The 26,413-nt window shown below is 68.8% G+C and carries 21 protein-coding genes; 15 read left to right on the top strand and 6 right to left on the bottom strand.

The window, feature by feature from the left end; all coding sequences use genetic code 11:
- The first annotated feature begins 622 nt into the window (after positions 1-622).
- Entirely contained in the window at positions 623-2,467 is a 1,845-nt protein-coding gene (locus tag BKA25_RS16395) for a multicopper oxidase family protein (protein WP_084642871.1), read from the top strand.
- A gap of 130 nt (positions 2,468-2,597) precedes the next feature.
- On the top strand, positions 2,598-4,610 hold the full coding sequence (locus BKA25_RS16390) for a multicopper oxidase family protein (RefSeq protein WP_236750670.1): 2,013 nt from the start codon (positions 2,598-2,600) through the stop codon (positions 4,608-4,610).
- 93 nt (positions 4,611-4,703) lie between these two features.
- Here BKA25_RS16390 and acnA read toward each other — a convergent pair whose 3' ends face one another.
- From acnA to BKA25_RS16375, 3 genes are all read right to left on the bottom strand, one after another.
- A complete protein-coding gene (gene acnA, locus BKA25_RS16385; protein ID WP_069853554.1) occupies positions 4,704-7,535 on the bottom strand; it encodes an aconitate hydratase AcnA in 2,832 nt (943 codons plus the stop codon).
- A gap of 425 nt (positions 7,536-7,960) precedes the next feature.
- Positions 7,961-9,304, bottom strand: coding sequence for a hypothetical protein (locus BKA25_RS16380; RefSeq protein WP_069848567.1), 1,344 nt, complete (start codon positions 9,302-9,304; stop codon positions 7,961-7,963).
- 109 nt (positions 9,305-9,413) lie between these two features.
- Positions 9,414-9,806: a hypothetical protein gene (locus BKA25_RS16375; protein ID WP_069848569.1), complete on the bottom strand. Its 393-nt coding sequence runs from the start codon at positions 9,804-9,806 to the stop codon at positions 9,414-9,416.
- Positions 9,807-10,148: 342 nt separating this feature from the next.
- Here BKA25_RS16375 and BKA25_RS16370 point away from each other — a divergent pair, with 342 nt between their 5' ends.
- Both BKA25_RS16370 and BKA25_RS16365 read left to right on the top strand, forming a co-directional pair.
- The gene (locus BKA25_RS16370) at positions 10,149-11,447 is read left to right on the top strand and encodes an NlpC/P60 family protein (RefSeq protein WP_069848571.1); all 1,299 of its coding nucleotides are present in this window, start codon (positions 10,149-10,151) and stop codon (positions 11,445-11,447) included.
- A 90-nt stretch (positions 11,448-11,537) separates the two neighbouring features.
- A complete protein-coding gene (locus tag BKA25_RS16365; RefSeq protein ID WP_069848572.1) occupies positions 11,538-12,725 on the top strand; it encodes a macrolide family glycosyltransferase in 1,188 nt (395 codons plus the stop codon).
- Positions 12,726-12,808: 83 nt separating this feature from the next.
- On the opposite strand, the gene BKA25_RS16360 is transcribed toward BKA25_RS16365, so the two are convergent.
- Positions 12,809-13,702, bottom strand: coding sequence for a LysR family transcriptional regulator (locus BKA25_RS16360; RefSeq protein WP_069848574.1), 894 nt, complete (start codon positions 13,700-13,702; stop codon positions 12,809-12,811).
- A gap of 130 nt (positions 13,703-13,832) precedes the next feature.
- Between BKA25_RS16360 and BKA25_RS16355 the strand changes: the two genes are divergently transcribed.
- The 8 genes from BKA25_RS16355 to BKA25_RS16320 all read left to right on the top strand — a co-directional run bounded on the left by BKA25_RS16355 (position 13,833) and on the right by BKA25_RS16320 (position 21,698).
- Entirely contained in the window at positions 13,833-14,729 is an 897-nt protein-coding gene (locus BKA25_RS16355; RefSeq protein ID WP_084643631.1) for a DMT family transporter, read from the top strand.
- Between the two features lie 143 nt (positions 14,730-14,872).
- A complete protein-coding gene (mobA, locus tag BKA25_RS16350; RefSeq protein ID WP_069848578.1) occupies positions 14,873-15,517 on the top strand; it encodes a molybdenum cofactor guanylyltransferase in 645 nt (214 codons plus the stop codon).
- 169 nt (positions 15,518-15,686) lie between these two features.
- On the top strand, positions 15,687-16,769 hold the full coding sequence (locus BKA25_RS16345) for an AAA family ATPase (RefSeq protein WP_069848580.1): 1,083 nt from the start codon (positions 15,687-15,689) through the stop codon (positions 16,767-16,769).
- Positions 16,766-17,743, top strand: coding sequence for a DUF58 domain-containing protein (locus BKA25_RS16340; protein WP_236750678.1), 978 nt, complete (start codon positions 16,766-16,768; stop codon positions 17,741-17,743). Before BKA25_RS16345 ends, BKA25_RS16340 begins: the two co-directional genes overlap by 4 nt.
- Positions 17,743-18,708: a VWA domain-containing protein gene (locus BKA25_RS16335; RefSeq protein ID WP_069848582.1), complete on the top strand. Its 966-nt coding sequence runs from the start codon at positions 17,743-17,745 to the stop codon at positions 18,706-18,708. The genes BKA25_RS16340 and BKA25_RS16335 overlap by 1 nt, the downstream gene beginning before the upstream one ends.
- A gap of 111 nt (positions 18,709-18,819) precedes the next feature.
- Positions 18,820-19,524: a 3-oxoacyl-ACP reductase FabG gene (gene fabG, locus BKA25_RS16330; protein ID WP_069848584.1), complete on the top strand. Its 705-nt coding sequence runs from the start codon at positions 18,820-18,822 to the stop codon at positions 19,522-19,524.
- A gap of 205 nt (positions 19,525-19,729) precedes the next feature.
- Positions 19,730-20,497, top strand: coding sequence for an enoyl-ACP reductase FabI (gene fabI / locus BKA25_RS16325; protein ID WP_069848586.1), 768 nt, complete (start codon positions 19,730-19,732; stop codon positions 20,495-20,497).
- A gap of 127 nt (positions 20,498-20,624) precedes the next feature.
- Complete coding sequence (locus tag BKA25_RS16320) at positions 20,625-21,698, top strand: ferrochelatase (RefSeq protein WP_069853556.1); 1,074 nt, start codon at positions 20,625-20,627, stop codon at positions 21,696-21,698.
- Between the two features lie 24 nt (positions 21,699-21,722).
- Here the strand turns inward: BKA25_RS16320 and BKA25_RS16315 are convergent, their stop codons facing one another.
- Positions 21,723-22,658 carry a hypothetical protein gene (locus tag BKA25_RS16315; RefSeq protein ID WP_069848588.1) on the bottom strand — a complete coding sequence of 312 codons (936 nt, stop codon included), beginning with the start codon at positions 22,656-22,658 and terminating at the stop codon, positions 21,723-21,725.
- A gap of 97 nt (positions 22,659-22,755) precedes the next feature.
- On the bottom strand, positions 22,756-23,553 hold the full coding sequence (locus tag BKA25_RS16310) for an Rv1486c family protein (RefSeq protein WP_069848590.1): 798 nt from the start codon (positions 23,551-23,553) through the stop codon (positions 22,756-22,758).
- Positions 23,554-23,639: 86 nt separating this feature from the next.
- Between BKA25_RS16310 and BKA25_RS16305 the strand changes: the two genes are divergently transcribed.
- The 3 genes from BKA25_RS16305 (at position 23,640) to BKA25_RS16295 (ending at position 26,274) form a co-directional block, all read left to right on the top strand.
- Positions 23,640-24,467 carry a DUF3097 domain-containing protein gene (locus BKA25_RS16305; protein ID WP_069848592.1) on the top strand — a complete coding sequence of 276 codons (828 nt, stop codon included), beginning with the start codon at positions 23,640-23,642 and terminating at the stop codon, positions 24,465-24,467.
- A gap of 141 nt (positions 24,468-24,608) precedes the next feature.
- The gene (locus BKA25_RS16300; protein WP_069853557.1) at positions 24,609-25,037 is read left to right on the top strand and encodes an NfeD family protein; all 429 of its coding nucleotides are present in this window, start codon (positions 24,609-24,611) and stop codon (positions 25,035-25,037) included.
- A gap of 52 nt (positions 25,038-25,089) precedes the next feature.
- Positions 25,090-26,274, top strand: a complete 1,185-nt coding sequence (locus tag BKA25_RS16295; RefSeq protein ID WP_069848594.1) for an SPFH domain-containing protein — start codon at positions 25,090-25,092, stop codon at positions 26,272-26,274.
- Positions 26,275-26,413 lie beyond the last annotated feature (139 nt).

The following is a 26,413-nucleotide window of genomic DNA, read 5'->3' as shown; positions in this document are numbered from 1 at the left end:
GTGGGTAATCGTTTCTCGGGTCGCCCTCCTGTGGCGTCAGGCGATCTCGTGCCTCGGTTCTCCCCTTGCGGGCGGATGTCGCGACCGCCGACTCCCGGAACGAGCCTGCGGGCACCCGGATGCGGCGGTGGACGACGTCCGATGTGTCCGACGGGGTGTGAAAGGTATTCCAACGACGTATTCGAAGTTCCGTACAAGGAGGGTGCGGTAATCGCCCGGTGAACCGATTGTCCTAATAAGCCGGCGCGGTTCCGCGAATCTGTACTATGGTGGCGTCTGGATCGAGAAGCGCGCGTCAGGGGGTGATGCGCAGACCTCGAATCCGTTGGGGGAGAGGGGCGCCATGGGGGTGGCGAAGATGACTGTCTGACTGTGCGGTCAGCTGGTCTAACCAAACCTGCCCGCATTGTTCGGGTAGGTGATCGAAGGAGCTTGCGCCGAGTGCCCTCGGCCCTGCTGTGGTGTTCTTTCGCGTCTACCGGATGGGTCGAGCGGCTATTTCGGCCTGCCCGGAACGTGGTTGAGCGATCTGTTTCGACGGGGGTGACGAATGTCGAACCGAAGTCCGTTGCAACGCGGCTCGGGTATTCGTCGTTGTACTGGAATCTGGGGGGACGAATAAATGACCGAGACAGTGGCGAGTACCGGAGGAAATGCCGAGCTGGGTCTGGTGATCGACCCGACGCTCGAGGCCTTATCCACCGAGCGACGACCGAGGACTCTCACCAAGTTCCGCGATCCACTGCGGATCCCGCCGGTGCTGCGGCCGGAGGGGGACGAGATCGTGACCGTGGTGCAGCAGGCGGCCTGGGCACGGCTGCACTCGGAGCTGCCGCCCACCCGGGTCTGGACGTATGACGGACACTTCCCCGGCCCGACCTTCGAGGTGCGTCGGGGACAGCGGGTGCGGGTGGCATGGACCAACCGGATCGAGGGCGCCTTCCCGGTCACGGCCGTGGACGTGCCGCTGCCGGAGCCGGGGGAGCCCTCGCCGTCCACCGTTCCCGGGCTCTCGGGTGGCACGCCGATCAAGGAGGTCACCGAACTGCCGCCGTGGACGGTCGTCCACCTGCATGGTGCGGTCACCGCGGCCGGTAACGACGGTTGGGCCGACAACGGCTCGCTGCCCGGCGAGGCGCAACTGTGCGAGTACCTCAACGATCAGCCGGCCATGACGCTCTGGTACCACGACCACGCCATGATGATCACCCGCTGGAACGTCTACGCGGGGCTGGTCGGGATGTACCTGCTGCGTGACGAGGAGGAGGACGCGCTCAACCTCCCCTCCGGCGACCAGGAGATCCCGCTGATCATCGGCGACCGCAATCTCGACGCGGACGCCGACGGGGGTCTGACCGGGGAGCTGGTGCACAAGACCGTCGCCGCCCGTGCATTCAGCGGGCCGTTCACCCTGGTCAACGGGGCGATCTGGCCGCACCTGGACGTCGAGCGCCGCTGGTACCGGTTCCGTGTCCTCAACGCCGCCAACGCGCGCACCTACGCGCTCTCGCTTCAGGACGAGTTCGGTGAGCCCGTCCATGGCGCGGTCTGGCAGATCGGTACCGACAGCGGTCTGCTCCCGACCCCGCTTCCGGTGCCGGAGACCGGCCTGGTGATGGCACCCGCCGAGCGGGCCGACCTCCTGATCGACTTCGCCGCTTTCGCCGGACGCAAGCTGCGATTGGTCAATGCGGCGGACCCGGCGGGCAATTCCGAGGTCATGGAGTTCCGGGTGGGACGACGACGCGTTCCCGACGAATTCCGTCGGTTGCCCGCGAAGATCTCCGATTCCTATGTCCGGCTCGGTCACGACGATCCGGGCCATGAGCACGGGCATCGGCTGTTGGTGCTGGCCAATGGTGTCAGCGGGCACGGGGAACTCTGGGAGATGCACCGACTGGATCCCGAGCACGATCACATTCCAGAATTCGACGGCGTCACCGTCCACGATGGATACGTCCAGGTACAGGGCGCCGATGGTGAGGTGATCACCTATCACCGGATGTCCAGGGTCTTCGAGGACACGGTGAACTGGTTCGTGCGACAGGACAGCTGGGAACAGTGGGACATCCTGAATCTGACCGGTCCCACCCACCCGATCCACGTTCACCTGGTCCGGTTCCAGGCCACTGCGCGCAGCCGGTTCGACATCAGCGGTTTCGATTCCGCGCTCGGTGGGACGGCGACCCCGGTTCGATTCCTGGCCGACGGGCAACTGCTGCCCGACGAACACGGGTGGAAGGACACCATCCGGGTCGCCTCGGCCGATCTCGTGTCGATCCTGGCCCACTTCACCGGTTCGACCGGGCAGTACATGTACCACTGTCATCTGCTGGAGCACGAGGACATGGGCATGATGCGGCCCTTCGTGGTCGCCCCTGATCAGGTGATCACCTTGATGGAGCAGCTACACGGACACGGTGGCGGCCACCATGCTGCCGCGCGGGCGACGAGGATGGCATCGTGAGTGGATCAGAAAGCTGATCTTGCCAGGTCACGGCAAGGGCGCCCCCGGATCGGAGTGTCCGCGCAGGTTTTTCTGTATCCATTCGGTTCTGCTCTAGTCGCGCGCCCCGGTTAGTGCATACGGTGCATGGATGGATCACTCTGCTGGGGCAACGTCGCTCTCGCGAAGACGTCTGATGGGGATCGGCGCCGGGACTGCGGCGGCGCTGCTCACGGCGGGCCCCGCCGCACAGGCTGCGGCGGGGCCCTCGGACCCGAACCCGGTCGCCCCCGATGGCGGGCCGCCGCTCACCGCGACGACCTCGGAGACCGGGTTCACCAGTGCTTCCGCGGCCGGTCGGATTCCGGCGCCGGGCGCGCTCGACGCAGCGGTGGGCGACCGCGTCCCCACCACCGAGTTGACGAGGTTCCTCGACCCCTTGCGCGTTCCGCCGGTCCTGACGGCCGCCGACGGCGAGTCGTTGGTCCTGACGAAGAAGACGACGTCGGTGCGGCTGCACTCGGAGCTGCCGCCCACGACGGTGTGGGCCTACGAGGGCCACTACCCGGGCCCCACCATCGAGGTACGGCGGGGATCCGGGGTCCGGATCGAATGGCGGAACGAGATCGAGGGCCCCTTCCCGGTGGTGGCGGTCGACGTACCGCCTCCCGCCGAGGGGGAGCCCTCGCCATCGGAGGTGCCCGGTCTCAGCGGCGGCACCCCGATCCCCGAGGTCACCAGGCTGCCCGCCTGGTCGGTGACCCACCTGCACGGCGCCGTCGTCGGCGCGGGCAGCGATGGCTGGGCCCACAACGGGGTGCTGCCCGGCGAGAGTCAGCTGTGCGAGTACGGCAACGACCAACCAGCCGCGATGCTCTGGTACCACGACCACGCCATGATGATCACCAGGTGGAACGTCTACGCCGGCCTGGTCGGCACCTATCTGATCCGCGATGCGGAGGAGGACGCGCTGCGCCTGCCCGCCGGGGAGCGGGAGGTCCCACTGGTGATCGCCGACCGCAATCTGGACACGGAGGACGACGGCTCGCTCAGCGGCAGGCTCGTGCACAAGACGGTCGACGAACGAGCCTTCAGCGGGCCCTTCACCGTGGTGAACGGGACGATCTGGCCGCATCTGTCGGTCCGTGCCTGCTGGTACCGCTTCCGCGTGCTCAACTCGGCCAACGCCCGTACCTATCGACTCGCACTGCGTGACGACTCGGGCGAGCCGATCCCGGGCGTGGCCTGGCAGATCGGCACCGATTCCGGATTGCTGCCCGCGCCGATCGAACTCCCGCCCGACGGTCTGACGATGGCGCCCGCGGAACGAGTCGACCTGCTGATCGACTTCGGTGGGCTGCGCGGCGCCTCGGTCCGCCTGGTCGACGCCGACCCGAACACCGTCCACCCCGAGGTCATGGAGTTCCGGGTGGATCGCAGGCCGAGCGGCGACCGATTCCGGCTGCCGACCACCCTGTCGAGCTCCTACCGGCGGTTACCCGGTGCACACCGCTCGGCACGGCATCGGATGTTGATGCTGGCCAACGGGCCGACCGGGCACGGTCAACTCTGGGAGATGCGCAAGCTGGATCCGCAGGTCGACGACATCCCGGAGTTCGACGGCAGCACCGTCCACGACGGATTCGTCCAGATCCAGGAGGTCGGCGGGACGATCGTCACCTACCGGCGGCTGTCCCGGGTGTTCGAGGACACCGTGAACTGGTTCGTCCGACACGGGGACTGGGAGGACTGGCACCTGATGAGCCTGGGCGCGCCGGTCCACCCGATACACCTGCACCTGGTGCGGTTCCAGGCCATCACCCGGGATCACTACGTGGTGAACGAGACCGAGATCGTCGATGGCAACCCGGTGGTGGTCGCGGGTTTCGACGAGAGCCGTGGCGGCACCGTGACCCCGATCCGATACGAGCGGGGCGGCGTTCTGCTACCCGACGAGGAGGGCTGGAAGGACACGATCCGGGTGGCCAGGGGCGAGGAGGTGACGATCATGGCGCACTTCGAGGGCGCGACCGGACAGTACATGTACCACTGTCACCTGTTGGAGCACGAGGACATGGGCATGATGCGGCCCTTCGTGGTGGCCCCCGAACCGGTGGTGGCACTCATGGAACGACTACACGAGGACGGACACGCCGGGCACTGACCGATCGGGCTCCCGCGCGGCGGGCCGTGGTCCCGAGACGAGCTCGGGGCCCGAGCGAGAGGATCGCTCGGGCCCCGACAATTCAGCTCTGGATCAGTTGCGCAGCATCTTGCGCAGCACGTACTGCATGATGCCGCCGTTGCGGTAGTAGTCGGCCTCGCCGGGAGTGTCGATGCGCAGCACCGCATCGAACTCGACGGTGGTGCCGTCCTGCTTGGCCGCCGTCACCCGCAGCGTGGCGGGCTTGCCGCCGTCGTTCAGCCCGGTCACGCCGGAGACGTCGAAGGTCTCCGTGCCGTCCAGACCCAACGAGCTCGCGCTCTGCCCGGCCGGGAACTGCAGCGGCAGCACGCCCATGCCGATCAGGTTCGACCGGTGGATGCGCTCGAACGACTCGGCGATCACGGCACGCACACCCAGCAGGCTGGTGCCCTTCGCCGCCCAGTCGCGGGACGAGCCGGAGCCGTACTCCTTGCCCGCCAGGATGACCAGCGGCACGCCCGCCTCGGCGTAGGAGACCGACGCGTCGTAGATGGTGGTCTGCTTGCCCTCGGCGAGGAAGTCGCGGGTGAAGCCACCCTGCACACCGCCGGGCTCGATCGCGTCCAGCAGCAGGTTGCGCAGCCGGATGTTGGCGAAGGTGCCTCGGATCATCACCTCGTGGTTGCCGCGGCGGGAACCGTAGGAGTTGAAGTCCCGACGTTCGACACCGTGCTCGCTGAGGTAGCGGCCCGCGGGGGAGTCCGCCTTGATCGCACCGGCGGGCGAGATGTGGTCGGTGGTCACGGAGTCGCCCAGCATCGCCAGCACGCGGGCACCCGCGATGTCGTTCACCGGGGTGGGCTCCTGCGTCATGCCCTCGAAGTACGGGGGCTTGCGCACGTAGGTCGACTCCGGGTCCCACTCGAAGGTCTTGCCCTCCGGGGTCGACATCGAACGCCAGCGCTCGTCGCCCGCGAAGACGTCGGCGTAGCCCTCGGTGAAGCCCTGGGAGGAGATCGCCGATCCGATGACCTCCTGGACCTCCGCGGCGTCGGGCCAGATGTCGGACAGGAACACCGGCTTGCCCTCGGTGTCGGTGCCCAGCGGCTCGGTGCTCAGGTCCAGGTCCATGGTGCCTGCGAGCGCGTAGGCCACCACCAGCGGCGGGCTGGCGAGGTAGTTCATCTTGACGTCGGGGTTGATCCGACCCTCGAAGTTCCGGTTGCCCGACAACACCGAGACCACGGCGAGGTCCTCGGCGTTGATCGCCTCGGAGATCTCGTCCTGCAGGGGGCCGGAGTTGCCGATGCAGGTGGTGCAGCCGTAGCCGACCAGGTTGAAGCCGAGCTTCTCCAGGTACGGCAGCAGCCCGGACCGCTCGTAGTAGTCCATGACGACCTTCGAGCCCGGGGCCAGGGTCGTCTTCACCCACGGCTTGCGGGCCAGACCGCGCTCCACCGCCTTCTTGGCCAGCAGCGCGGCACCGATCATCACGCTCGGGTTCGAGGTGTTGGTGCAGGAGGTGATCGCGGCGATCGCGACGGCTCCGTGGTCGAGCTCGAACTCGGCGCCGTCCACGGTCACGCGGGTGGGCTTGCTCGGCCTACCGGTCGCGCCGTTGGCCGCCGAGTGCACGGGCCTGCCCGCGTTGTCGTCCTCGCGCGAGTAGGTGGGGGCGTCGGAAGCGGGGAAGGACTCCTGCGAGGCCTGATCGACCACGGACTCGTCGGCGTCGACGTAATCGCCGATGGCCGCGCGGAACGCGGACTTGGCCGAGGACAGGTCGATCCGGTCCTGCGGGCGCTTGGGGCCTGCGATGGACGGGACTACCGAGGCGAGATCCAGTTCGAGCCGCTCCGAGTAGGCGGGCTCGGCCTCGGGGTCGTGCCACATGCCCTGCTCGCGGGCGTAGGCCTCGACGAGCGCGACCTGCTGCTCGGACCGGCCGGTGAGCCGGAGGTAGTTCGTGGTCTCCTCGTCGACCGGGAAGATCGCGCAGGTCGAGCCGAACTCCGGGCTCATGTTGCCGATGGTGGCCCGGTTGGCCAGCGGCACGGCGCTCACGCCCGAACCGTAGAACTCGACGAACTTGCCCACCACGCCGTGCTCGCGCAGCATCTCGGTGATGGTCAGCACCAGGTCGGTGGCCGTCGCGCCTGCGGGCAGCTCGCCGTGAAGCTTGAAACCGACCACGCGCGGGATGAGCATCGACACCGGCTGACCCAGCATCGCGGCCTCGGCCTCGATACCGCCGACGCCCCAGCCCAGGACGCCGATGCCGTTGACCATGGTGGTGTGGCTGTCGGTGCCGACGAGGGTGTCCGGGTAGGCCTGGAGTGTGGTGCCTCCGTCGCCGCCCTGCCTGGTCATCACGACGCGGGCCAGGTGTTCGATGTTGACCTGGTGCACGATGCCGGTGCCAGGCGGGACGACCTTGAACTCGTCGAACGCGCTCTGGCCCCAGCGCAGGAACTGGTACCGCTCGCGGTTGCGCTCGTACTCGAGGTCGACGTTGCGCTCGAAGGCGTCCGGCCTGCCGAAGATGTCGGCGATGACCGAGTGGTCGATCACCAGCTCCGCAGGTGCCAGCGGGTTCACCTTGGACGGGTCGCCGCCCAGTCCGGTGACCGCTTCGCGCATGGTGGCGAGGTCGACGACGCAGGGCACACCGGTGAAGTCCTGCATGATCACCCTGGCCGGGGTGAACTGGATCTCGGTGGCGGGTTCGGCTGAGGGATCCCACGAACCGAGCGCCCGGACGTGGTCGGCGGTGATGTTATGGCCGTCCTCGGTCCGGAGCAGGTTCTCCAACAGGATCTTCAGGCTGTAAGGCAGTCGGTCCGCGCCCTCGACCGCACTCAGTCGGAACACCTCGTACGAGGTGTCCCCGACGGAGAGCGTGCCGCGGGCGCCGAAGCTGTCCTGGCTAGCAGGTGCAGTCACGTCCAACAACTCCATCTCGCGACGGCGCACGTCAGTTCGGGAATGACGTCAAGTCTGGCCCAGCTGCGCGGGCCATGCTGCTCGACTTCTTCTAATGGCGTGCCCGGTCTGGTCTGGCGCCCCGCTCGTCGAGCAGGCCGTCGATCGTCGCGGACACGGCGGCAAGAACAAACAGTACGCTTGTCCTGTATTGGGTTTCAAGTCGGGTGGTCGATCTCGACGGGCACGGTGGGGAGATCACCGGCAACCGCCGTTGGGGTGATAGCTCGGTGTGGTCCCGGCGGTGAATCCCATTGTGGGCGGTGGAATCGAGGCCGCGCGCGGTCGCGGAGAAGACGCCCCCGGAGACGACGTCGGGCCGGAAGCGAGGATCCGCTTCCGGCCCGATTGCCGCCGTGTCCGCCCCTGCCGGGGCGGGTGTGGAATCAGTAGGTCTCGTTGGCGGCCGTGATCAGCGTCTGGATGTCGCCGGGCTCCGTGCTCTGCAGCAGCAGCATGAAGATCTCACCGACATTGCGCACCGGGCTGACGTACCAACGGCCGTCCACCTCGACGGTGGCGACACCGATGTCGAGGACGTTGGTCAGCAGCCGCTCGGCGAAGGCCGCGAGCTCGGGCGGGAGCGCCGCGCCTTCCTGCTGGGCGGCGATCTCCATCTGCGCGACGATGTCGTCGATGCACATGTTGTCGGTGGGACCACCCGAGACGGCGATGTCGATGCAGTCGCCGTTGATGGTGATGGTGGCCTGCTCCTGCGGCCCGCTGCCCTCGATGGAGATCGATTCCAACATCACGACCGTGCTGCCGTTGGACTCCCGCGTGCTGGTCTGCAGATCGGTGACCGTGACGCCGTTCGGGTCGTCGGTCATCGAGGGGATCTCGTCCAGGAACAGCGGGGCGAGGTCGTAGAGAACGCCCATCTCGTCGGGCGGGGTCATCCCGACGAGCTTCTCGACGTCACCGGAGCCCGCAGCGGCCACGAACTCCTGGACGGCGGCCTCCGGCGAGTCGGCGCCCACCGGCTGCACCGACGACTCGGGCCAGGTCATGCCCTCCTCGCGCAGACCGTAGTCGGCGATCGTGTAGAAGAGGCTCGGGTACCAGTCGTCGCCGACCTGGATGGTCGCGATGCGCAGCGGCTCATCGAGTTCGGCGAAATCGATCTGCTCGTTCTCGCCCTCGGGCAACCCGTCGGGGAAGGCCGCAGCCACGAAGCTGTCGGTCAGCGGCAGCTCCGCGAGGTCGGAGTTCACCGTCAACGTGCCCGCCGTCGCCTGAGTGATGACCAGGTGATCGTTGATCCGCTCCTCGGACGCCTGGTCGAACTCCAGGCCCTCCAGCGTGGTTCCCCAACCCTGGATGGCGGACGGATCGGTGCCCGGCTCGAAGATCTCCAACCGGGTCAGCTCGCTGACGGTGGCCTCGAGGTAGTCCCTGCTCAGCTGGGCCTCCACCGGCGCCAGCGTGTCGAAGAGACCGACGACGTCGTTGCTGCCGGTCGCGGTGAGCAGCCTTGTCGCCGCGTCGCTGGGAGTCGCCTCCCCGGCCACGGCGGTCTCGGAGTTGTTGAAGGCGAACCAGGTGCCGGTCGCTGCTGCGGCGACCGCCACCACGGCGACGACCGAACCGATGACCAGGCCGGTCTTCTTCTTCGGCGGCTGTGCCTGCGGCGGAAGCTGGCCGTAGGGGCCGGGCTGCGGCTGGCCGTAGCCCGCCGGGCCGGGTAACGGCGCCCCGTACTGCTGGCCATCGTGGGGTGTGTTGGGCATGGGGTAACCGCCGCCTTGAGGTGAACCGGGGTAACCCGGTCCATTCGGCTGCTGGTTCTCCGGCTGCCAGGGACCGGAACCAGGGTGGGACACGACATGCCTCCTGCGTTTACGACTTCTGTGGAACACGATGGAACAACCCGTCGAGCGCGCCGAACACGGTCAGCGCCAAGCCGATGAGGGTTGTGATCGGGCCGATTCCCGAAAGGCCGATCAATGCGGTGCTGTTGAGTCCTAGGACGAGCGCGACGGTGGTCGCGGTTCCCATCAGGACGGAGAAAAATAAAGCGACTCCTGCGGCGGTGGCGCGCAGTCCGATCACGTAGAGCAGAACGGCGAGCGCAGGCACGGGAATGAGCAGCGGCCAGGCCCCGAGAATCGTGTCGAGGGCAGGCGGCGGCTCCAGCAGTCTACGAAGGACGCCCAGCGTCTGATGGCTGTCCCGAAACACCGATCCCGACCGCAGCCAGGGGAGGAAGGTGCCGATCACGGCGATCGTCATCCCGGCGATCCCAATGATCGGGGCTCGGTGGCGCGGCCAATTCTGCACGTCGCGGATTCTGGCAGCTGTCACCCACAAGTTTTGCCACCACGGCGTACTGGACGGTAACCGACGCATTTTCGTCACTTCCCGTGAAGATTTTTCCTCGAGTGGCTGAAGGTTCCTGAGACACGGGCGAGGCGAGTAGCAGCTCGAGTGACCTAATGGGACAGTCCCGGTGATTGCTCCGAACGGCCTAGTCAGCCGACGGCGGGCGATCGGTGGCCGAAGAAGCGTGGGCGAGGAATTGGGGGCGTCGTGCTCGGACGACGGAATGCGCGGCAGCCGGTCGATCGACCGGCAATGGGGAATCGGTCCGGACTTCGCTCCCGGATGCTCGCACTGCTGACCGTGGTCGGTCTGCTGATCGGCAGCGCCCCGTCCGCCGCCGAACCGCCCGCCGAGCCAAGCGATGCCCAGATCGAGCGGGGAAACGCGCGGGTCGAGGACGCGGCGACCCGGGTCGGCGAGCTCACCAACCGGATGGCCGAACTCGGTACTCGCCGCGACGAGCTTCTCGCCCAGGTCGAGCTCGCCATGGAGGACGCCAACCGCGCACTGGTCGACCTCGAGACGGCCGAGGAGGTCGCGCAGCGGGCAGCCGATGCGGCGACCACCGCGCAGATCGAGGCCGACGCGGCCGCGGAGCAGATCGCCCGGGTGCGCTCCGAACTCGACGACTTCGCTGCGGCGAGCTACCAGCAGGGGACCATGGTCGGCTCGCTGAGCGCGTACTTCGGCGCCGAGAGTCCGGACGATCTGCTGGAGCGGGCTCAGCTCCTCGATGCCGTCAGCGGCAGCCATGTCGACCTGCTCGACGAACTGGAACGGGCCAGAACGGAGAAGGTCAACAAGGACTCGGCGGCCAGGGCCGCATTGGCCGAGGCCGAGACCGACGAGGCCGCTGCAGCGCAGGCGAAGTCCACCGCCGACGAGGCACTCGAGGCCGCCATCGCCGCCGAACAGGAGCAACAGGCGGCGATCACCGAGGTCGAGGCCGAGCGGTCCGCCGTCGAGGAGGAGCTCTCCGCCGCCCACTCCGCAGTCGACGGACTGGAATCGCAACGTGCCCAGTTCGAGCAATGGCAGCGACAGCAGCGGGAGGAAGCCGAACAGGTGGCCACGGCCATCCACGCGGAGGTGTCCGCGCCCGCACCCGTCCACAACGCCGCGACCACCTCCGGATCCATCGAGGTGGTCATCGAGCGCGCCATGGCTCAACTCGGCGTGCCCTATTCCTGGGGCGGTGGTACGGCGAGCGGACCGACCATCGGTGTGCGAGACGGCGGAGTGGCCGACGCCCATGGGGATTATCAGAAGGTCGGATTCGATTGTTCCGGGCTGATGGTGTTCGCATTCGCCGGAGCCGGGGTCGATCTGCCCAAATACAGCGGATACCAGTACGAGTCGGGGAATCGCGTTCCACTGGCGCAAATGCGTCGGGGCGACATGATCTTCTGGCAGACCGGCGGGCGAATTCACCACGTCGCCCTCTATCTAGGCGACGGAATGATGGTCGAGGCTCCATACTCCGGGAACCAGGTCCGCGTCACCCCGGTCCGCTATGGGGGCATCGCACCCTACGCGGTGCGAATGCTCTGAAGGTCCCCGGCACGCGGTCTTCAGTTCGGTCCCACCGGTTCCTTCCTCGTTCTCGCCGATTCCTCGACCACGCTGCCATAGCATGCTCGGGTGGCACTGATCGCGTTCTTCGGCCCGGCAGGCGCCGGGCATATCAACCCGACCCTCGGCCTGGTGACCGAACTCGTACGCCGAGGTCACCGCGTGATCTACTGCGCACCGCGTGAATACGCCGATCGCATCCTGGAGACGGGCGCCGAGCACCACCCGACCGTCTCCACCTGGAAAGCGCACGACCAAGCCCAGCAGGTACCACAGATGCACGGCAAGGAACTGGTCAGGGCCATGCGACTGCTGTTGGAGGAGACCAAGGCGATTCTGCCGGTCGCGGCCCAGGTCGAACGGCCCGACCTCGTCGTGCACGACGGCACGCTGGCGTGGTGGGGCCGGATTCTCGCGCAGCGCTGGCAGGTGCCCTCGGTGGAGACCTGGCCCAACTTCGTGAGTAACGCGGAATGGTCGATGGCGAAGAACTACACGACCATCAATCCGTTCAGTCCACGGTTCCTCTTGCAGACCGCGCGGATCGCCAGGTTCTTGCGCAGTGAGGGTGTGACCAGCATCGGCCGCTTCTTCAACGGGGACGAGGCGACAAGTCGATTGGTCTTGTTGCCCAGGGCATTCCAATACGAGGGCGACACCTTCGGCGGTACTTTCCAGTTCGTCGGACCGATGCTGACGGAACGGAGCTTCCAAGCCGATTGGCAGCCCACCGCATCGCCGGTCACCCTGATCGCCTTGGGCACGGCCTATAACGCCCGCCCCGAGTTCTACCGCATGGTCCTCGAATCCGCTGCCGACCGACCAGGGCAGATCGTCATGGCGATCGGCGATGTGGACCGCGAACTGCTCGGCCCGGTGCCACCGAATGTCGAGATTCACCGACAGGTGCCGCAGTTGGCCGTGCTACGACACGCTCAGGCGTTCGTCACGCATGCGGGCATGGGAAGCACGATGGAGAGCCTCAGCCACAGCGTGCCGATGGTGGCGCTGCCGCAGATGGCCGAGCAGCGGGCCAACGCCGACCGGATCGTCGATCTGGGGCTCGGGCGCGCGCTCGACCCGGAGGTGCTGACCGCCGAGGCGTTGTGGGAGGCCGTGGACGGCGTCATGCACGACCCCGGGATACGGGACCGGCTGGCCTGGATGCGCGGCGAGATCGCGGAATCCGGCGGAGCCGCCTCGGCGGCCGACACGGTGGAGAACCTGCTTCCGAGCGGTGATCCGAAACCGGAGTAGGCGGAGAGAACACCTGCTCCAGGGCGGGCTTGGGTCGCTGCGGCCGTGCGATGCGACGACGTCGACGGTGCCCGACCGACTCGTCACTCGGGTGCGGCCGCGCGCAACGCGTCGATCAGTGCACGCAGCGCGGGATCGGTCGCCGAGGCCTCCCGCACCGCCGCATAGATGGAGCGGATCGGCTCCGGCTTGCGGACCCTGCGCACCACGACACCGGGATGCCGGGTCCCCAGACCGAGGCGGGGAATGAGGCTGACCCCCAGTCCTGCGGCCACGAAGCCCTGGGCGGTGGCGTAATCGTCGCTCTCCACGGCGAAGTTCGGACTGAAACCCGCAGTGGCGCACGCAGCCAGCATGATCTCCAGACACCGTCCGGCCCGCCACTCCGTGCCCACCCACGGCTCGTCTGCGAGATCGGCGAGGTCGAGTACGCGTTTGTCCGCGAGTCGATGTCCTCGGGGCAGCACCGCACGGTAGGGGTCGTCATGCAGCGGCACCAGTCGGACGCCATCACGGGGCCGAGTGCGTCCGCCGACGACGACGGCCAGGTCGGCGTCGCCCCGTTCGACGTCCGGCAGCGGATCCGCGGGATCGATCAGGGTCAGGTCGACCCGGACACCGGGAAACTCGCGGCGTAGCCGAGCCAGGGCGGGCGGGACCAGCGCGACGCCCGCCGTGGAGAAATAGCGGACCACCAACCGCCCGGTGCGCCCTGCTCGGAGTTCGGCCAGCGCCGCCTCTGCTTCTGCGACATCGCGGCTGATGACGGCGGCGTGCTCGGTGAGCAGCAGGCCCGCTGCCGTCGGGCGGACCCCGCGCCCCACCCGTTCGAGTAAGACGATGCCCGCCTCCCGTTCCAGCGCGGCGATCTGTTGACTCACCGCAGAGGGCGTGTAGCCGAGATTCGCAGCGGCCTCGGTCATCGATCCACTGGTGACGACCGCTCGCAGGATCTGCATTCGCCGCACATCTAGCATGAAGGGAAGCTTAACGGTATGTGCAGATCTTTTCGCTTTTTCTGAAGAGTGTTCGGCCTCATCGTGGGAGGACATCGACGAGGAGGCGACAGTGACCAGTGCAACCGGTGGAGCGGCAGCCGTGGCGCGGATGGGGGTGTTGGCCCTGCTCTGGGGTTCGACGTTCCTGTGGATCTCGGTGGCTCTGGAGGGGCTCGCCCCGGTGCAGGTCACCCTCGTCCGCTGTGCCCTCGGCACGATCGTCCTGATCGTCTGGTGTGCCGTGTCCCGGCTACGGCTGCCGCGAGACCGGGCCACCTGGGGGCATCTGCTGGTGGCGGCGTTCTTCTGCAATGCGTTGCCCTTCGCCATGTTCAGCCTGGGACAACAGACGGTCGACTCGGGCGTGGCGGGCGTTCTGAACGCCACGACACCGCTGTGGTCGCTGGTGATCGGCATCGTGATCGGCGCGGAGCGCGACCTGCGGCCGATCAGATTGGGCGGGCTCGGACTCGGTTTCGTCGGGATCCTGTTGATCTTCGCGCCATGGCAGCAGGACGGCATGGTGAGCTGGGGCGCCCTTGCCATCGTGGTGGCGGCGGTTGGTTACGCCATCGGCTTCGTCTACATGGGGCGGCATCTCGTCGGGCGCGGCACGCCTGCGATCGCCCTTGCCGCCGCGCAACTCCTCGTCGCGACCGGGTTGACCACGGTGACCCTCCCGGCGAGTGGCTGGCCGCCCGTTGCGCTCAGCCCGGTGATCCTGATCGCCGTCCTGGTACTCGGCGTGTTCTGCACCGGGATCACCTTCGCGCTGACCTACCGGATGATCGCGGACGAGGGCGCCACCAATACCGCCGCGGTGGGATATCTGCTGCCGGTCGTCTCGGTTGCCCTGGGGGCGATCGTCCTGGGCGAGGAACTCGGGATTCGAGTCGTGCTGGGCATGGTCGTCGTGCTCGTGGCCGTCGGGATGACACGCAGGAGATCCGCTGGACCGCTGCGGACGGCGGCGGACCCCGACACGCGACTCGTCACCGGACGGTGATCGGCACCGCTACCGTGTCGAGCCATGCAACGGTGCGGATCCGGCGCGGTGCGAGGCTTCCTCGGCCTCGGCTGCGGGCACGACGCGACCAAGACTCGGACCTCGTTCTCCTCGCCGGACCGGGCGGACCGAGGACGGCGCCGATGAACGGCGGGGAACAGGACTCCGTCGCCGCAATCGTGCTCGCGGGCGGCGGCGGTCGGCGGCTCGGCGGCGTGCACAAGCCCGGGCTGATGGTGGGCGGCCGCACCCTGCTGGATCGCGTCCTGCGGGCGTTGCGCGGCAGTCGGCCGGTGGTGGTCGTGGGACCGGAGATCCCGACCGAGTCCGAGGTGCACTGGACCAGGGAGGAACCACCCCTCGGGGGGCCGGTGGCGGCCCTGTCCGCCGGGCTGCGGCGGTTGACCGAGGTCGCCGCCGTCGACTCCTGCCCTGGACTCGTCCCGGCTGATCGGGTGCTGCTGTATGCGGGCGACCAGGCCGCGCCGAGTGCCGATACCGGCGACCGGCTGCGCGCGGCGCTGCGGGCCACGCCGGACGCCGACGGCGCGGTGCTCGTCGATGCGACCGGCAGACGCCAATGGCTGGTCTCGTGCTGGCGGCTGCCGGCGCTGCGCGCGACACTGCCTGCCTCGCCCCACGGTGTCTCCCTGCGGTCGGTACTGGGTTCGTCCTCGGTCATCGAGGTGGCCGCGTGCGCCGACGAGGCCTGGGACATCGACACGCCGGAGGACCTACGCCGTCTCCGAGCAGGTACCGACCCGGATACTGGAGGGCGTCCCCGGTGACGGGCCTTGCACCCCGCCGGGTGACACCCAGCGATCTTCACCGAGCCCATACCGTCTTGATGGTCTGCTCCCGTGCCGGGGCGACGACGGCGCCCCCTGGCGTCCGCAGGCGGGACACGATGGCGGAGACTGGCGGTCGTACGCCGTTTCCCGTAGGAGGTTGTCGACAGTGACCGATGCCGGGCCCGCCGATCAGACTTTCTCGAGTCAGGCCCCGCCCACGCCTGCCCGCGACGCACAGCTGCTCGAACGGACCCTGTTCGAAATCAAACGGGTGATCGTCGGTCAGGACCGACTGGTCGAGCGGTTGATGGTCGGTCTGTTGGCGAAGGGGCACCTGCTGCTGGAGGGAGTCCCCGGCGTCGCCAAGACCCTCGCGGTGGAGACCGTCGCCCAGGTGGTCGGCGGCGCGTACTCGCGGTTGCAGTTCACCCCGGACCTGGTGCCCGCCGACATCCTCGGCACCCGCATCTACCGACAGGGCCGGGAGGTCTTCGACGTCGAACTCGGTCCCGTCGTGGCGAACTTCGTGCTCGCCGACGAGATCAACAGGGCGCCCGCCAAGGTTCAGTCGGCGCTGCTGGAGGTGATGGCCGAAGGCCACGTCTCGATCGGTGGCAAGACCTTCCCGATGCCCAAGCCCTTCCTGGTGCTCGCGACGCAGAACCCGATCGAGAACGAGGGTGTCTACCCGCTTCCCGAGGCACAGCGCGACCGTTTCCTGCTCAAGATCCTCGTCGAGTACCCCTCGCCGGAGGAGGAGCGCGAGATCGTCTACCGGATGGGGGTGTCGCGGCCCGAGGTCCAGCAGGTGCTGACGCCGGAGGAGCTGATCCGCCTCCAAGAGGTGACCTCCCGGGTGTTCGTGCACCATTCGCTGGTCGACTACGTCGTGCGCCTGGTGGTGGCCACCCGGTCGCCCGCCGAGCACGGTCTCGGCGATGTCGCGGAGTGGATCGCCTACGGCGCCTCGCCCCGGGCCACGCTCGGCGTGGTGGCCGCGGCGCGGGCGTTGGCACTGTTGCGAGGCCGGGACTACGTGCTGCCGCAGGACGTGGTGGACGTGGCGGCCGACGTGCTGCGGCATCGCCTGGTTCTGTCCTACGACGCGCTGGCCGACGGGGTCCCCGTCGAGCACATCATCAACCGGGCATTGCAGACGGTGCCGTTGCCGCAGGTCTCCGCCCGGCCACAGTCGTCTGGCGGGGCGCAGGGCGTTCCCGCGGCGGCTGGAGCCCCGGGACATCCGTGATCGGGCGGCGCACGGCGGACTCGCCGCACGAAGCCGCCGAGCCGACGGCGGACCGTCCGTCCTGGGCGCCACCCTCCCTGAGCGGCGGACGACTCGAGGCGGCGCTGCGCACGATGGAGCTCAGCGTCCGAGGCAGACTCGACGGTCTGCTGCAGGGCAACCACCTCGGCCTGGTGCCGGGACCGGGCAGCGAACCGGGGGAGGCCCGGCTCTACCAGCCCGGCGACGATGTGCGGCGGATGGACTGGGCGGTCACCGCACGCACCACCCAGCCGCATCTCCGGGAGACGGTCGCGGATCGGGAGCTGGAGACCTGGTTGGCCCTGGACCTGTCGGCCAGCCTCGACTTCGGCACGGTCAACTGTGAGAAGCGGGAGCTCGCCGTGGCAGCGGTGTCGGCGATAGCCCACCTGACCAGGGGCGGCGGAAACCGGATCGGGGCGGTGGTCTCCACCGGCGACCGGTTGGTGCGCATTCCGGCCAGGGGCGGGCTGCCGCATACGCGAAGCCTGGTCCGACGGGTCGCCGAGACCCCTCGGGCGGCCGAGGGGGAGCGGGGCGACGTCGTGACCGCGTTGGAGGAACTGCGCAGGCCGCCGCGTCGCCGGGGCCTGGTGGTGATGATCTCCGACTTCCTCGGGCCGCTGCACTGGCAACGGTCGCTGCGGGCACTGTCCCTGCGGCACGATCTGATCGCCGTCGAGGTGATCGACCCCAGGGACATCGAGCTGCCCGACGTGGGAACCGTCGTGCTGGCCGACCCCGAGACCGGCAGACAACGCGAGATCGAGACCACGCCGCTGCTGCGGCGGGAGTTCGCGGCCGCCGCGAGTGCCCACCGCCACGAGGTGGCCATGGGGCTGCGGCGGGCCAACTGTGCGCATCTGACGCTGCGCACCGATTCCGACTGGGTGGCCGACATCGTCCGTTTCGTCGTATCGCGCAAACGCCGTTGGTCGGGAGGTGTCACCTGATGCCGTCGTTGCGCGGCTTCGTGGAACCGTGGTGGTTCCTGCTCCTGCTGCTCATCGCGGCACTGGTCGTCGGTTATGTGCTGGCCATGCGCCGCCGTCGCCGTGACACGCTGCGATTCGCCAATCTCGAGCTGCTGGAGAAGGTCGCCCCGGCTCGTAACCGACGCAGGCGACACCTGGCGCCGGTGCTGCTCGGGGTGTCGCTGATCTTCCTGACCATCGGGATGGCGGGACCGACCTCCGAACAACGGGTGCCCCGCAACCGCGCCACGGTGATGTTGGCGATCGACGTGTCCATGTCGATGAATGCCACCGACATCGAGCCCAGCAGGCTGGCGGCTGCCAAGGCCGCTGCCACCAGCTTCGTCGCCGATATGACGCCCGGCGTCAACATCGGACTGATCTCCTTCGCCGGTTCGGCCACGGTGCTCGTCCCGCCGACGACCGAGCGCGACACCGTGACCCAGGCGATCGACGGTCTGGACGTGGCCGAGGCGACCGCGACCGGCGAGGGGATCACCGCCTCGTTGGCCGCCATCGACACCTTCGGCAGCGTGGTCGGCGGCGCCGAGGGACCGCCGCCCGCCCGTATCGTGTTGATGACCGATGGCAAGAGCACCGTGGGCATGGACGCGTTGGTCGCCGCGCAGGACGCCGCTGACCGGGAGGTCCCGATCTCGACGATCTCCTTCGGAACCGACGGCGGACAGGTCGAGATCGAGGGCGAACCGGTGCCGGTTCCCGTCGACGACCTGACGATGCAGGAGATCGCCGAGATCTCCGGCGGCGAGTTCCACAAGGCGGCCAGCGCCGAGGAACTGCGTCGGGTGTACGACACGCTGGGCGAGCAGATCGGCTACCAGCTGGAGCAGCGGGACGCCTCCCGTCCGTGGTTCGTGCTCGGGACGATCAGCGCGTTGCTGGCCGGAGCCGCCTCACTGCTGATCGGTCAACGTTCCCTGTGAACAAAACCCGGCCTGCTGTGCCGTCGACGGTGGTGAACAGGGTGGTCGAGGCCAACCGATAGCGTTGGTCGGGCGCCGGGGCGAGGCCGGCACCTAACAGAGGAGCTTTTCTTGGCACGGTCGGTTCTGGTCACCGGAGGAAACCGAGGTATCGGGCTGGCGATCGCCCAGGCGTTCGCCGCACAGGGCGACAAGGTCGCGGTGACCCACCGGGGTTCCGAGGTCCCCGAGGGACTTCTCGGCGTTCGGTGCGACGTCACCGATGGCGCGCAGGTGGAGGCGGCTTTCAAGGAGATCGCCGCCGTGAACGGCCCCGTCGAGGTGCTGGTGTCCAACGCGGGCATCACCTCGGACACGTTGCTGCTCCGCATGAACGAGGACACCTTCAACAAGGTCGTCGACACCAACCTCGCAGGCGCCTACCGCGTCGCCAAGCAGGCGGCGTCCGCGATGCTGCGCAAGCGCTGGGGCCGGATGGTGTTCATCTCCTCGGCGGTGGGCCTGTCCGGCTCACCCGGCCAGGTGAACTACGCGGCCAGCAAGGCGGGACTGGTGGGCATGGCGCGTTCCATCGCCAGGGAACTGGGCTCGCGCAACATCACCGCCAACGTGGTCGCTCCCGGATTCGTCGACACCGACATGGCCGACACGGTCTCCGAGGAGCGCAAGGCCGAGATCCTCGGTCAGGCCGCCATCGGCCGCTTCGGCAAGCCGGAGGAGATCGCCGCCGCGGTGACCTGGCTGGCATCCGACCAGGCCTCCTACGTCACGGGCGCGGTGCTGCCCGTCGACGGCGGAGTCGGCATGGGGCACTGACCCCGATGTGATCCCGGGCGGGCTCGCAGATCGCCGCGCCCGCCGTCGGCTGTCGCCGGAGCGAGAACCGGTCGCCCGCGCGCGTTGCGCTCGCCGAGAGCGCAACGCGATACCGCCTACCGGCCAGGGCGTCCATCGCACCGCGATACCTCGGGACCGCGCCGAGTCGACCACCCATGCACGCCCATCAACTAGGAGGAACGAAGTGAGCGGACTGCTCGAGGGCAAACGACTGCTCGTCACCGGTGTCATCACCGACGCATCGATCGCCTTCCACGTCGCGAAGATCGCCCAGGAACAGGGCGCTCAGGTGGTACTCACCGGCTTCGGTCGGATGAGCCTGGTGCAGCGCATCGCCGGCCGACTGCCGCAGCCCGCACCGGTCGTCGAGCTGGACGTGACGAACCAGGAACACCTGGACACCCTGGCCGATCGAGTCGGCGAGCATGTCGACGGCCTCGACGGGGTGGTGCACTCGATCGCCTTCGGTCCGGCCTCCTGCCTGGGCGGCGACTTCCTCGAGGCGCCGTGGTCCGACGTCGCCACCGCCGTCGAGGTCTCGGCGTACTCGCTGAAGTCGCTGTCGGTCGCGACGCTGCCGTTGCTGTCGGCGGGGTCCTCGATCGTCGGGATGGACTTCGACGCGCGGCAGGCGTGGCCCGCCTACAACTGGATGGGTGTGGCGAAGGCAGCGCTGGAATCGACCACCCGATACCTGGCCAGGGACCTGGGCCCCCGGCAGATCCGCGTGAACCTCGTCTCGGCGGGTCCGGTGCGCACCATGGCCGCGAAGTCGATCCCCGGTTTCGTCGACCTCGAGCAGGGCTGGAGCGGTCGGGCACCGCTGGGCTGGGATGTCGAGGACGCCACGCCGGTGGCCAAGACCGTGGCGGCGGTGCTGTCGGACTGGCTGCCGGTCACGACCGGCTCGATGGTGATGGCCGACGGCGGTTTCCACGCGGTCGGCTTCTGAGAAAGACCTGTCGACCTGCGAAGAACATCCTGTGGGCCGATGCCCCGGTGCCGGTGGACCCGGCGACCGGGGCCGCCGGTCGGCCGGGAACCGGCGGGGAGACAATGGCGGGGTGACCGACGAGCGCATCCCCTTCGACGCGGTGCTTCTGCTGTCCTTCGGCGGGCCGGAGGGCCCGGAGGACGTCCGGCCGTTCCTCGAGAACGTCACCCGAGGTCGGGGCGTCCCGGCCGAACGGCTCGACGAGGTGGCCGAGCACTATCACAACTTCGGCGGCGTGTCGCCGATCAACGCGTTGAACAGGGACATCATCGGCCGGTTGCGTGCCGAGCTGGATCGAGGCGGGCTCGACCTGCCGATCTACTTCGGTAACCGCAACTGGCATCCGATGGTGGAGGAGACCGTCGAGCGGATGACGACGGACGGCGTTCGTCGCGCCCTGGTGTTCGCCACCAGCGCTTACGGCGGGTACTCGGCGTGCAGGCAGTACGACGAGGACATCCTTCGCGCGCGGACCGCCGTGGGCGACGCCGCGCCCGAGCTGGTGAAACTACGACAGTTCTTCGATCACCCGCTGTTCGTCGCCGCCTTCGCCGACGGAGTCAGGCGGGCCTTCGCCGAACTGCCCGTCGCGCAACGGGAGCGGGCACGGCTGGTGTTCACCGCCCACTCGGTGCCGGAGTCGGCGGACGCCTCGGCGGGACCGCCCGCGCTGGGCGGACATCTGTACTCGCGCCAGGTGTTCGAGGCATCCCGGTTGGTGGCGGCCGAGCTGGGCATCGACGAGTACGACGTGGTGTGGCAGTCGCGCTCCGGCCCGCCTCAGGTTCCGTGGCTGGAGCCGGACATCGTCGACCACCTCGACACGCTCTACACCTCGGGCGCCCAGGCCGTGGTGGTCTGTCCGATCGGCTTCGTCAGCGATCACCTCGAGGTGATCTGGGACCTGGACAACGAGGCCAGGCAGCGCGCCGAGGAACTCGGCATGGGCTTCGCCCGAGCGGCGGCGCCCGGCACCGACAACAGGTTCGCGGAGCTGATCGTCGAGTTGATCCGTGAGCTGACGGACGGGGCACCGGTGCGGCGGATGTCGGAGTTGCCCGCCGAGGGCTGCACGGTCAACGGCGCCTGGTGCGCCACCGACTGCTGCGCCCCGGCTCGCAGGCCGGCCCGGCAGACCCCGGTCACCGTCGACGCCTAGGACCGGCGCACTGCGCCGGGTGTCTCACCGGGCTGCGGGGCCGCCCATGTCGGGGGCCATCCGCAGGATCGTGGTCCGGAACATGTAGGCCAGCGAGAGGACCACGATCCCCAACATCTCCCGATCGTCCCCGATGGACTCCAGGTCGGCGGCCACCCGATCCGGCTCGCCGTTGGCCATGTCCCGCACCGCGCGCCCCGCGTAGAGCAGTGCCCGCCTGCGCGGATCCAGCACCGTCGAGGGATCCTCGGTGGCGGCGTCCAGGTCGTCGCTGTGGTCGGCGGCATCGACCCCGATCACGCGGGTGACCACCTGCGCGCCCGGCGCCAACCGGGAACCGAGGGTGCGGGCGAGCAGGGTCACCGCCTCCTGGAGCCGCTCGGTCGTGGTCAGCAGCGCCCCGGCCGCCGTCGCCCCTGGTGTGCCGTCGTCCAACCACATCCTGGTGACGACCAACGCCATGTCGCGGACCAGCTTCTCGTCGTACCGACCTCGTGCGCCGGTCGACAGCCATTGACTGAGGACCACGTAGTGCGATGGCACGGCGAAGGGCGAGATCGCGCTGCTCACCACCCGGGCGAAGGTCTCGGCCAGCGCCTCCTGGTCGGCATCCGACCACGCCGCGATTCCGGAGCAGATCCGCTGCGCGGCGGTCTCGTCCCCCGCTGCGGTGGCGCTGAACAACTCGGCGACCGCGTGCATCCAGAGCTCTCGATTGTCGCCGGTCAGAGGCGGTGCCGGCGCATGCACACCGCCGGTCTCGTCATGCTCGGCGAATCGGACGATCGTGTCGGTCCAGTGCCGCAACAGCGGAGTGAGTCGATCGGCGCCGAGGACCTCGGTCACGACGCGGTGGAGCTGGTCGGTGTCGGTGGCTCTGATGGCCACGATCGCGCGATCCGACCAGTCGACGATGTCGGCCGCCTGCCGACGGCGTGGATGTGAGCCCTCGTCGGACAACTGAGCCGTCCTTCCCGGTGATCGAGGGCCCACGCGCCTCATGGGCCTGCGTTCGCCGATCGTGGGCCGACGCCGTTGTCGAACCGGATCGCGATGATCAGTGTTTCTCGGCACGCTCACTGAGGATACGGGCGGCGTCGTCCACCGCCGTCATTCTGGCCGCGCGCACCGCTGCCTTGATCGGGCGCAGTGCCTCGTCCCTGGCCCGCGCGGCGGAGGCCGACAACGCCCCGCCGGGCGCATCGCGGCCCGCGACGTCCAGGATCGCGGCGACCTCGGCGGCCCGCTCCAGAACCCGCAGGGCCCGTTGCGGCATGCCCTCCGGCCAATCCGGCATCGGGCGCGATGCCAACGCCTCGGCGATCTCCTCGCGGACGCCCGGGCGCCGCCTGGCGACTCCGAGTTCGGTGAGCGCCGTCGCGGCCTGCCGCATGGCTGCGGCGAGCCCATGCTCGGCTTCGCCGATCGGGTGATATTCGACGGGCGGCATCATCTCGGGCAGCGTGTGGACGGTCCACCACATCAGTCCCTCCGGGCCGATGTCGGGCACCAACGCCAGCCCGGCCTCGGGGAACAGCGCTGCCTCGCCGACTCGCAGGGCGTCCTCGGCGAAGCGGCCGGGCCCGCCGAGCCCGCGCACGTCTCCCGCGACGGGGAGCACCAGCCGGGCGGTCGTCGCCGGGAAGCGACGCAACGTGGCGAGCAGCATCGCGGGGGCGACGGCCTGCTCGTCCGGTCCGGGGAGGTCGGCGATCGCGGCCGTGTGCTGGTCGGCGGCACGCACCTCGTGCGCCTGTGCCCAGACACGTAGCGCGTCTAACACGTCGTCAGCGGCGGCTGCTCCTCGCAGCCAAGCCGAGGTCCAGGTCACGATCGTCGCACTGGGGCATGGCACGACGAGGGAGGTTACCTGCCCTCCCCCGGCGGGCGCACGAGGGTCGGTGGATGCACCACCGCCCGGGGCGGTCGTAAGGTCGCCGGGTGACTTCCCGGTACAGCAACGCCGATTACCGGCACGGCGTCCTCGACGGGCGTCGCCGACCCGCGCCGCCCCGCGAGGTCCCGGCGACGAACGATCTGGTGGTGGAGGATCTCGCCGGATTCTGCGGCGCGGTGGTCCACTGCGATCGCAACGGCGTGACGCTGGAGGACCGCCACGGTGCCCGACGGGTCTTCCCACTGCACCCCGGAGGTTTCCTGCTCGAGGGCGAACCGGTGACGTTGACGGTCCCGCCGCGCACCGCCGCCCCCGTTGGTCCGGCGCGCTCGGCCTCCGGTTCGGTGCGGGCCGAGACTCGACGGGCCAGGACGGCTCGGGCCAGTCGGATCTGGGTGGAGGGCCTGCACGACGCCGAGTTGCTGGAGCGGGTGTGGGGACACGACCTGCGCGTGGAGGGGGTGGTGGTCGAGCCCCTGCAGGGTGTCGATCTCCTCGCCGACGCGCTCGCCGAGTTCGATCCGCGACCGCATCGACGGGTGGGGGTGCTGGTCGATCATCTGGTTCCCGGCAGCAAGGAGTCCAGGCTGGTCGCCGCCATCGACTCGCCGCACGTCCTGATCACCGGCCACCCCTATGTCGACATCTGGCAGGCGGTTCGGCCCGCGTCGCTCGGGATCCCGGCCTGGCCGGTGATCGCGCGGGGCACCGAGTGGAAGGCCGGGGTCTGCGCCGAACTCGGCTGGGGCGAGCCTGCCGACGGCTGGCGCCGGGTGCTGGCCTCGGTCGAGGGATATCGCGATCTGGAAGCGCCGTTGCTCGGCGCGGTGGAACGTCTCATCGACTTCGTGACCGAACCGGGCGCCTCCTGATCACGCCCCGGCGACGGGGCAGGTGAGCGCGGCCGGGCGATCCTCGAGTCCTCGGTGATCGCACTCGGTTGAGATCACGCTCTCGTTGCGGCAGTGCTTCTCGTCACACCGGTCGGTGAGTGTTCTGCCACCATGGACGGTATGGCAGCCCTGATCTGGGTCATCGTGGGAGCGCTGCTGATCGTTGCCGAGGTCGTCTCCGGCGAGCTCGTCCTGTTGATGCTCGGGCTCGGCTCGCTGTTGGCCGCGATCTCCGCAGGGCTCGGGATGCCGCTCTGGGTCGACCTGGCCGTGTTCGGAGTGTTCTCGGTCGGCCTGGTGACACTGGCTCGGCCGGCGCTGCGCCGACGCCTGAACCGGGGCGAGCTCGTGAAGACCAACGCCGAGGCACTCATCGGAGAGCAGGCGACCGTCCTGTCGGAGGTCAGCGCGACCGGCGGACAGGTCCGGCTCGCAGGTGAGGTCTGGTCCGCGCGCAGCCTTGACCCGACCCAGGTCATGGCAGTCGATCGCGTGGTCACCGTCATGGAGATATCGGGGGCGACGGCCGTCGTCTGGGAAGCGCCATGAACGAGACGACCGGCGTCGAACGTCCCGTTCTACAGTGGAGGGTCTTGATCAAATGACGACTGCCATCGTGTTCGCCGTGATCCTGTTGTTGATCGTGGCCATCGTCTCCCAGGCGGTGCTCGTGATCGGCCAGGCGTCCGCCGCCGTGATCGAGCGACTCGGCAGGTTCCATGCGGTGGCCGCACCCGGCCTGAACCTCCTGGTGCCGTTCTTCGACCGGGTCCGGCAGCGGATCGACCTCCGAGAACAGGTGGTCTCGTTCCCACCGCAACCGGTGATCACCGAGGACAACCTCACGGTGTCCATCGACACGGTGGTCTACTTCCAGGTCACCGATCCCCGTGCGGCGGTCTACGAGATCTCCGACTACATCATCGGCGTCGAGCAGTTGACCACCACCACGCTGCGCAATGTGGTCGGTGGGATGACCCTGGAGCAGACGCTGACCTCGCGTGATCAGATCAACGGCCAGCTGCGGGGTGTGCTGGACGAGGCGACCGGGCGATGGGGGATCCGGGTGGCCCGGGTCGAGTTGAAGGCCATCGACCCGCCGCCGTCCATCCAGGACTCGATGGAGAAGCAGATGCGCGCGGACCGGGAGAAGCGCGCCATGATCCTCACTGCGGAGGGCGAGCGAGAGGCCGCGATCAAGACCGCGGAAGGCCAGAAGCAATCGCAGATCCTGGGGGCCGAGGGCGCCAAGCAGGCGGCGATCCTCGAAGCCGAGGGCGACCGGCAGGCCACGATCATGCGGGCCCAGGGTGATCGCGCGGCCCGATTCCTCCAAGCGCAGGGACAGGCCAAGGCGATCGAGAAGGTCTTCGCGGCGGTCAAGGCGGGCAAGCCGACCCCGGAACTGCTTGCCTACCAGTACCTGCAGACCTTGCCGCAGATGGCGCAGGGCGACGCCAACAAGGTGTGGGTGATCCCCAGTGACTTCAACAAGTCGCTGGAGGGGTTCGCCAGGATGCTCGGTGCGCCGGGGGAGGACGGCGTGTTCCGCTACGAGCCGCCGACCGAGGACATCCCGGAATCGCGCCCGGAACAACAGGACGAGTCGATCGCGAGCTGGTTCGACACCTCATCGGACCCCAAGGTCGCCGAAGCGGTCCGCGCCGCCGAGGAGGTCGCCCGGAAGGAGGTGCCGAGCCCGGTCTCGGGCCTGGGCGCGCTGAAGTCGTCGGCAGGCCCGGAACTCGGCGCAGGCCGGGAACCCGGGGCCGAGCCCGGAGAATGAGCGCGTCCGCCGGGTGCCGACCGACGATCCGGCGGACTGCGTGTCCCAACACATCGAGATGTCGATTCAGGACCGGACGCGCCGTCCACTCGGTGTCGGAGAGATGACGCCGCGACGACTGAGCACGGAATATCACGTT

Source organism: Actinoalloteichus hymeniacidonis, from assembly GCF_014203365.1.
Taxonomy (GTDB): domain Bacteria; phylum Actinomycetota; class Actinomycetes; order Mycobacteriales; family Pseudonocardiaceae; genus Actinoalloteichus_A; species Actinoalloteichus_A hymeniacidonis.
Note: the sequence above shows the minus strand (reverse complement) of the source record. Positions and strands in the feature narration are given on the sequence as shown.

Bases quoted from the DNA above. Each gene is read 5' to 3' on its own strand.
- BKA25_RS16370 (WP_069848571.1), top strand. From the start codon at position 10,149: ATGGGGAATCGGTCCGGACTTCGCTCCCGGATGCTCGCACTGCTGACC.
- BKA25_RS16360 (WP_069848574.1), bottom strand. From the start codon at position 13,702: ATGCTAGATGTGCGGCGAATGCAGATCCTGCGAGCGGTCGTCACCAGT.
- BKA25_RS16380 (WP_069848567.1), bottom strand. From the start codon at position 9,304: ATGCCCAACACACCCCACGATGGCCAGCAGTACGGGGCGCCGTTACCC.
- mobA (WP_069848578.1), top strand. From the start codon at position 14,873: ATGAACGGCGGGGAACAGGACTCCGTCGCCGCAATCGTGCTCGCGGGC.
- BKA25_RS16355 (WP_084643631.1), top strand. From the start codon at position 13,833: ATGGGGGTGTTGGCCCTGCTCTGGGGTTCGACGTTCCTGTGGATCTCG.
- BKA25_RS16300 (WP_069853557.1), top strand. From the start codon at position 24,609: ATGGCAGCCCTGATCTGGGTCATCGTGGGAGCGCTGCTGATCGTTGCC.
- BKA25_RS16375 (WP_069848569.1), bottom strand. From the start codon at position 9,806: ATGACGATCGCCGTGATCGGCACCTTCCTCCCCTGGCTGCGGTCGGGA.
- BKA25_RS16395 (WP_084642871.1), top strand. From the start codon at position 623: ATGACCGAGACAGTGGCGAGTACCGGAGGAAATGCCGAGCTGGGTCTG.
- BKA25_RS16335 (WP_069848582.1), top strand. From the start codon at position 17,743: ATGCCGTCGTTGCGCGGCTTCGTGGAACCGTGGTGGTTCCTGCTCCTG.
- BKA25_RS16295 (WP_069848594.1), top strand. From the start codon at position 25,090: ATGACGACTGCCATCGTGTTCGCCGTGATCCTGTTGTTGATCGTGGCC.
- BKA25_RS16390 (WP_236750670.1), top strand. From the start codon at position 2,598: ATGGATCACTCTGCTGGGGCAACGTCGCTCTCGCGAAGACGTCTGATG.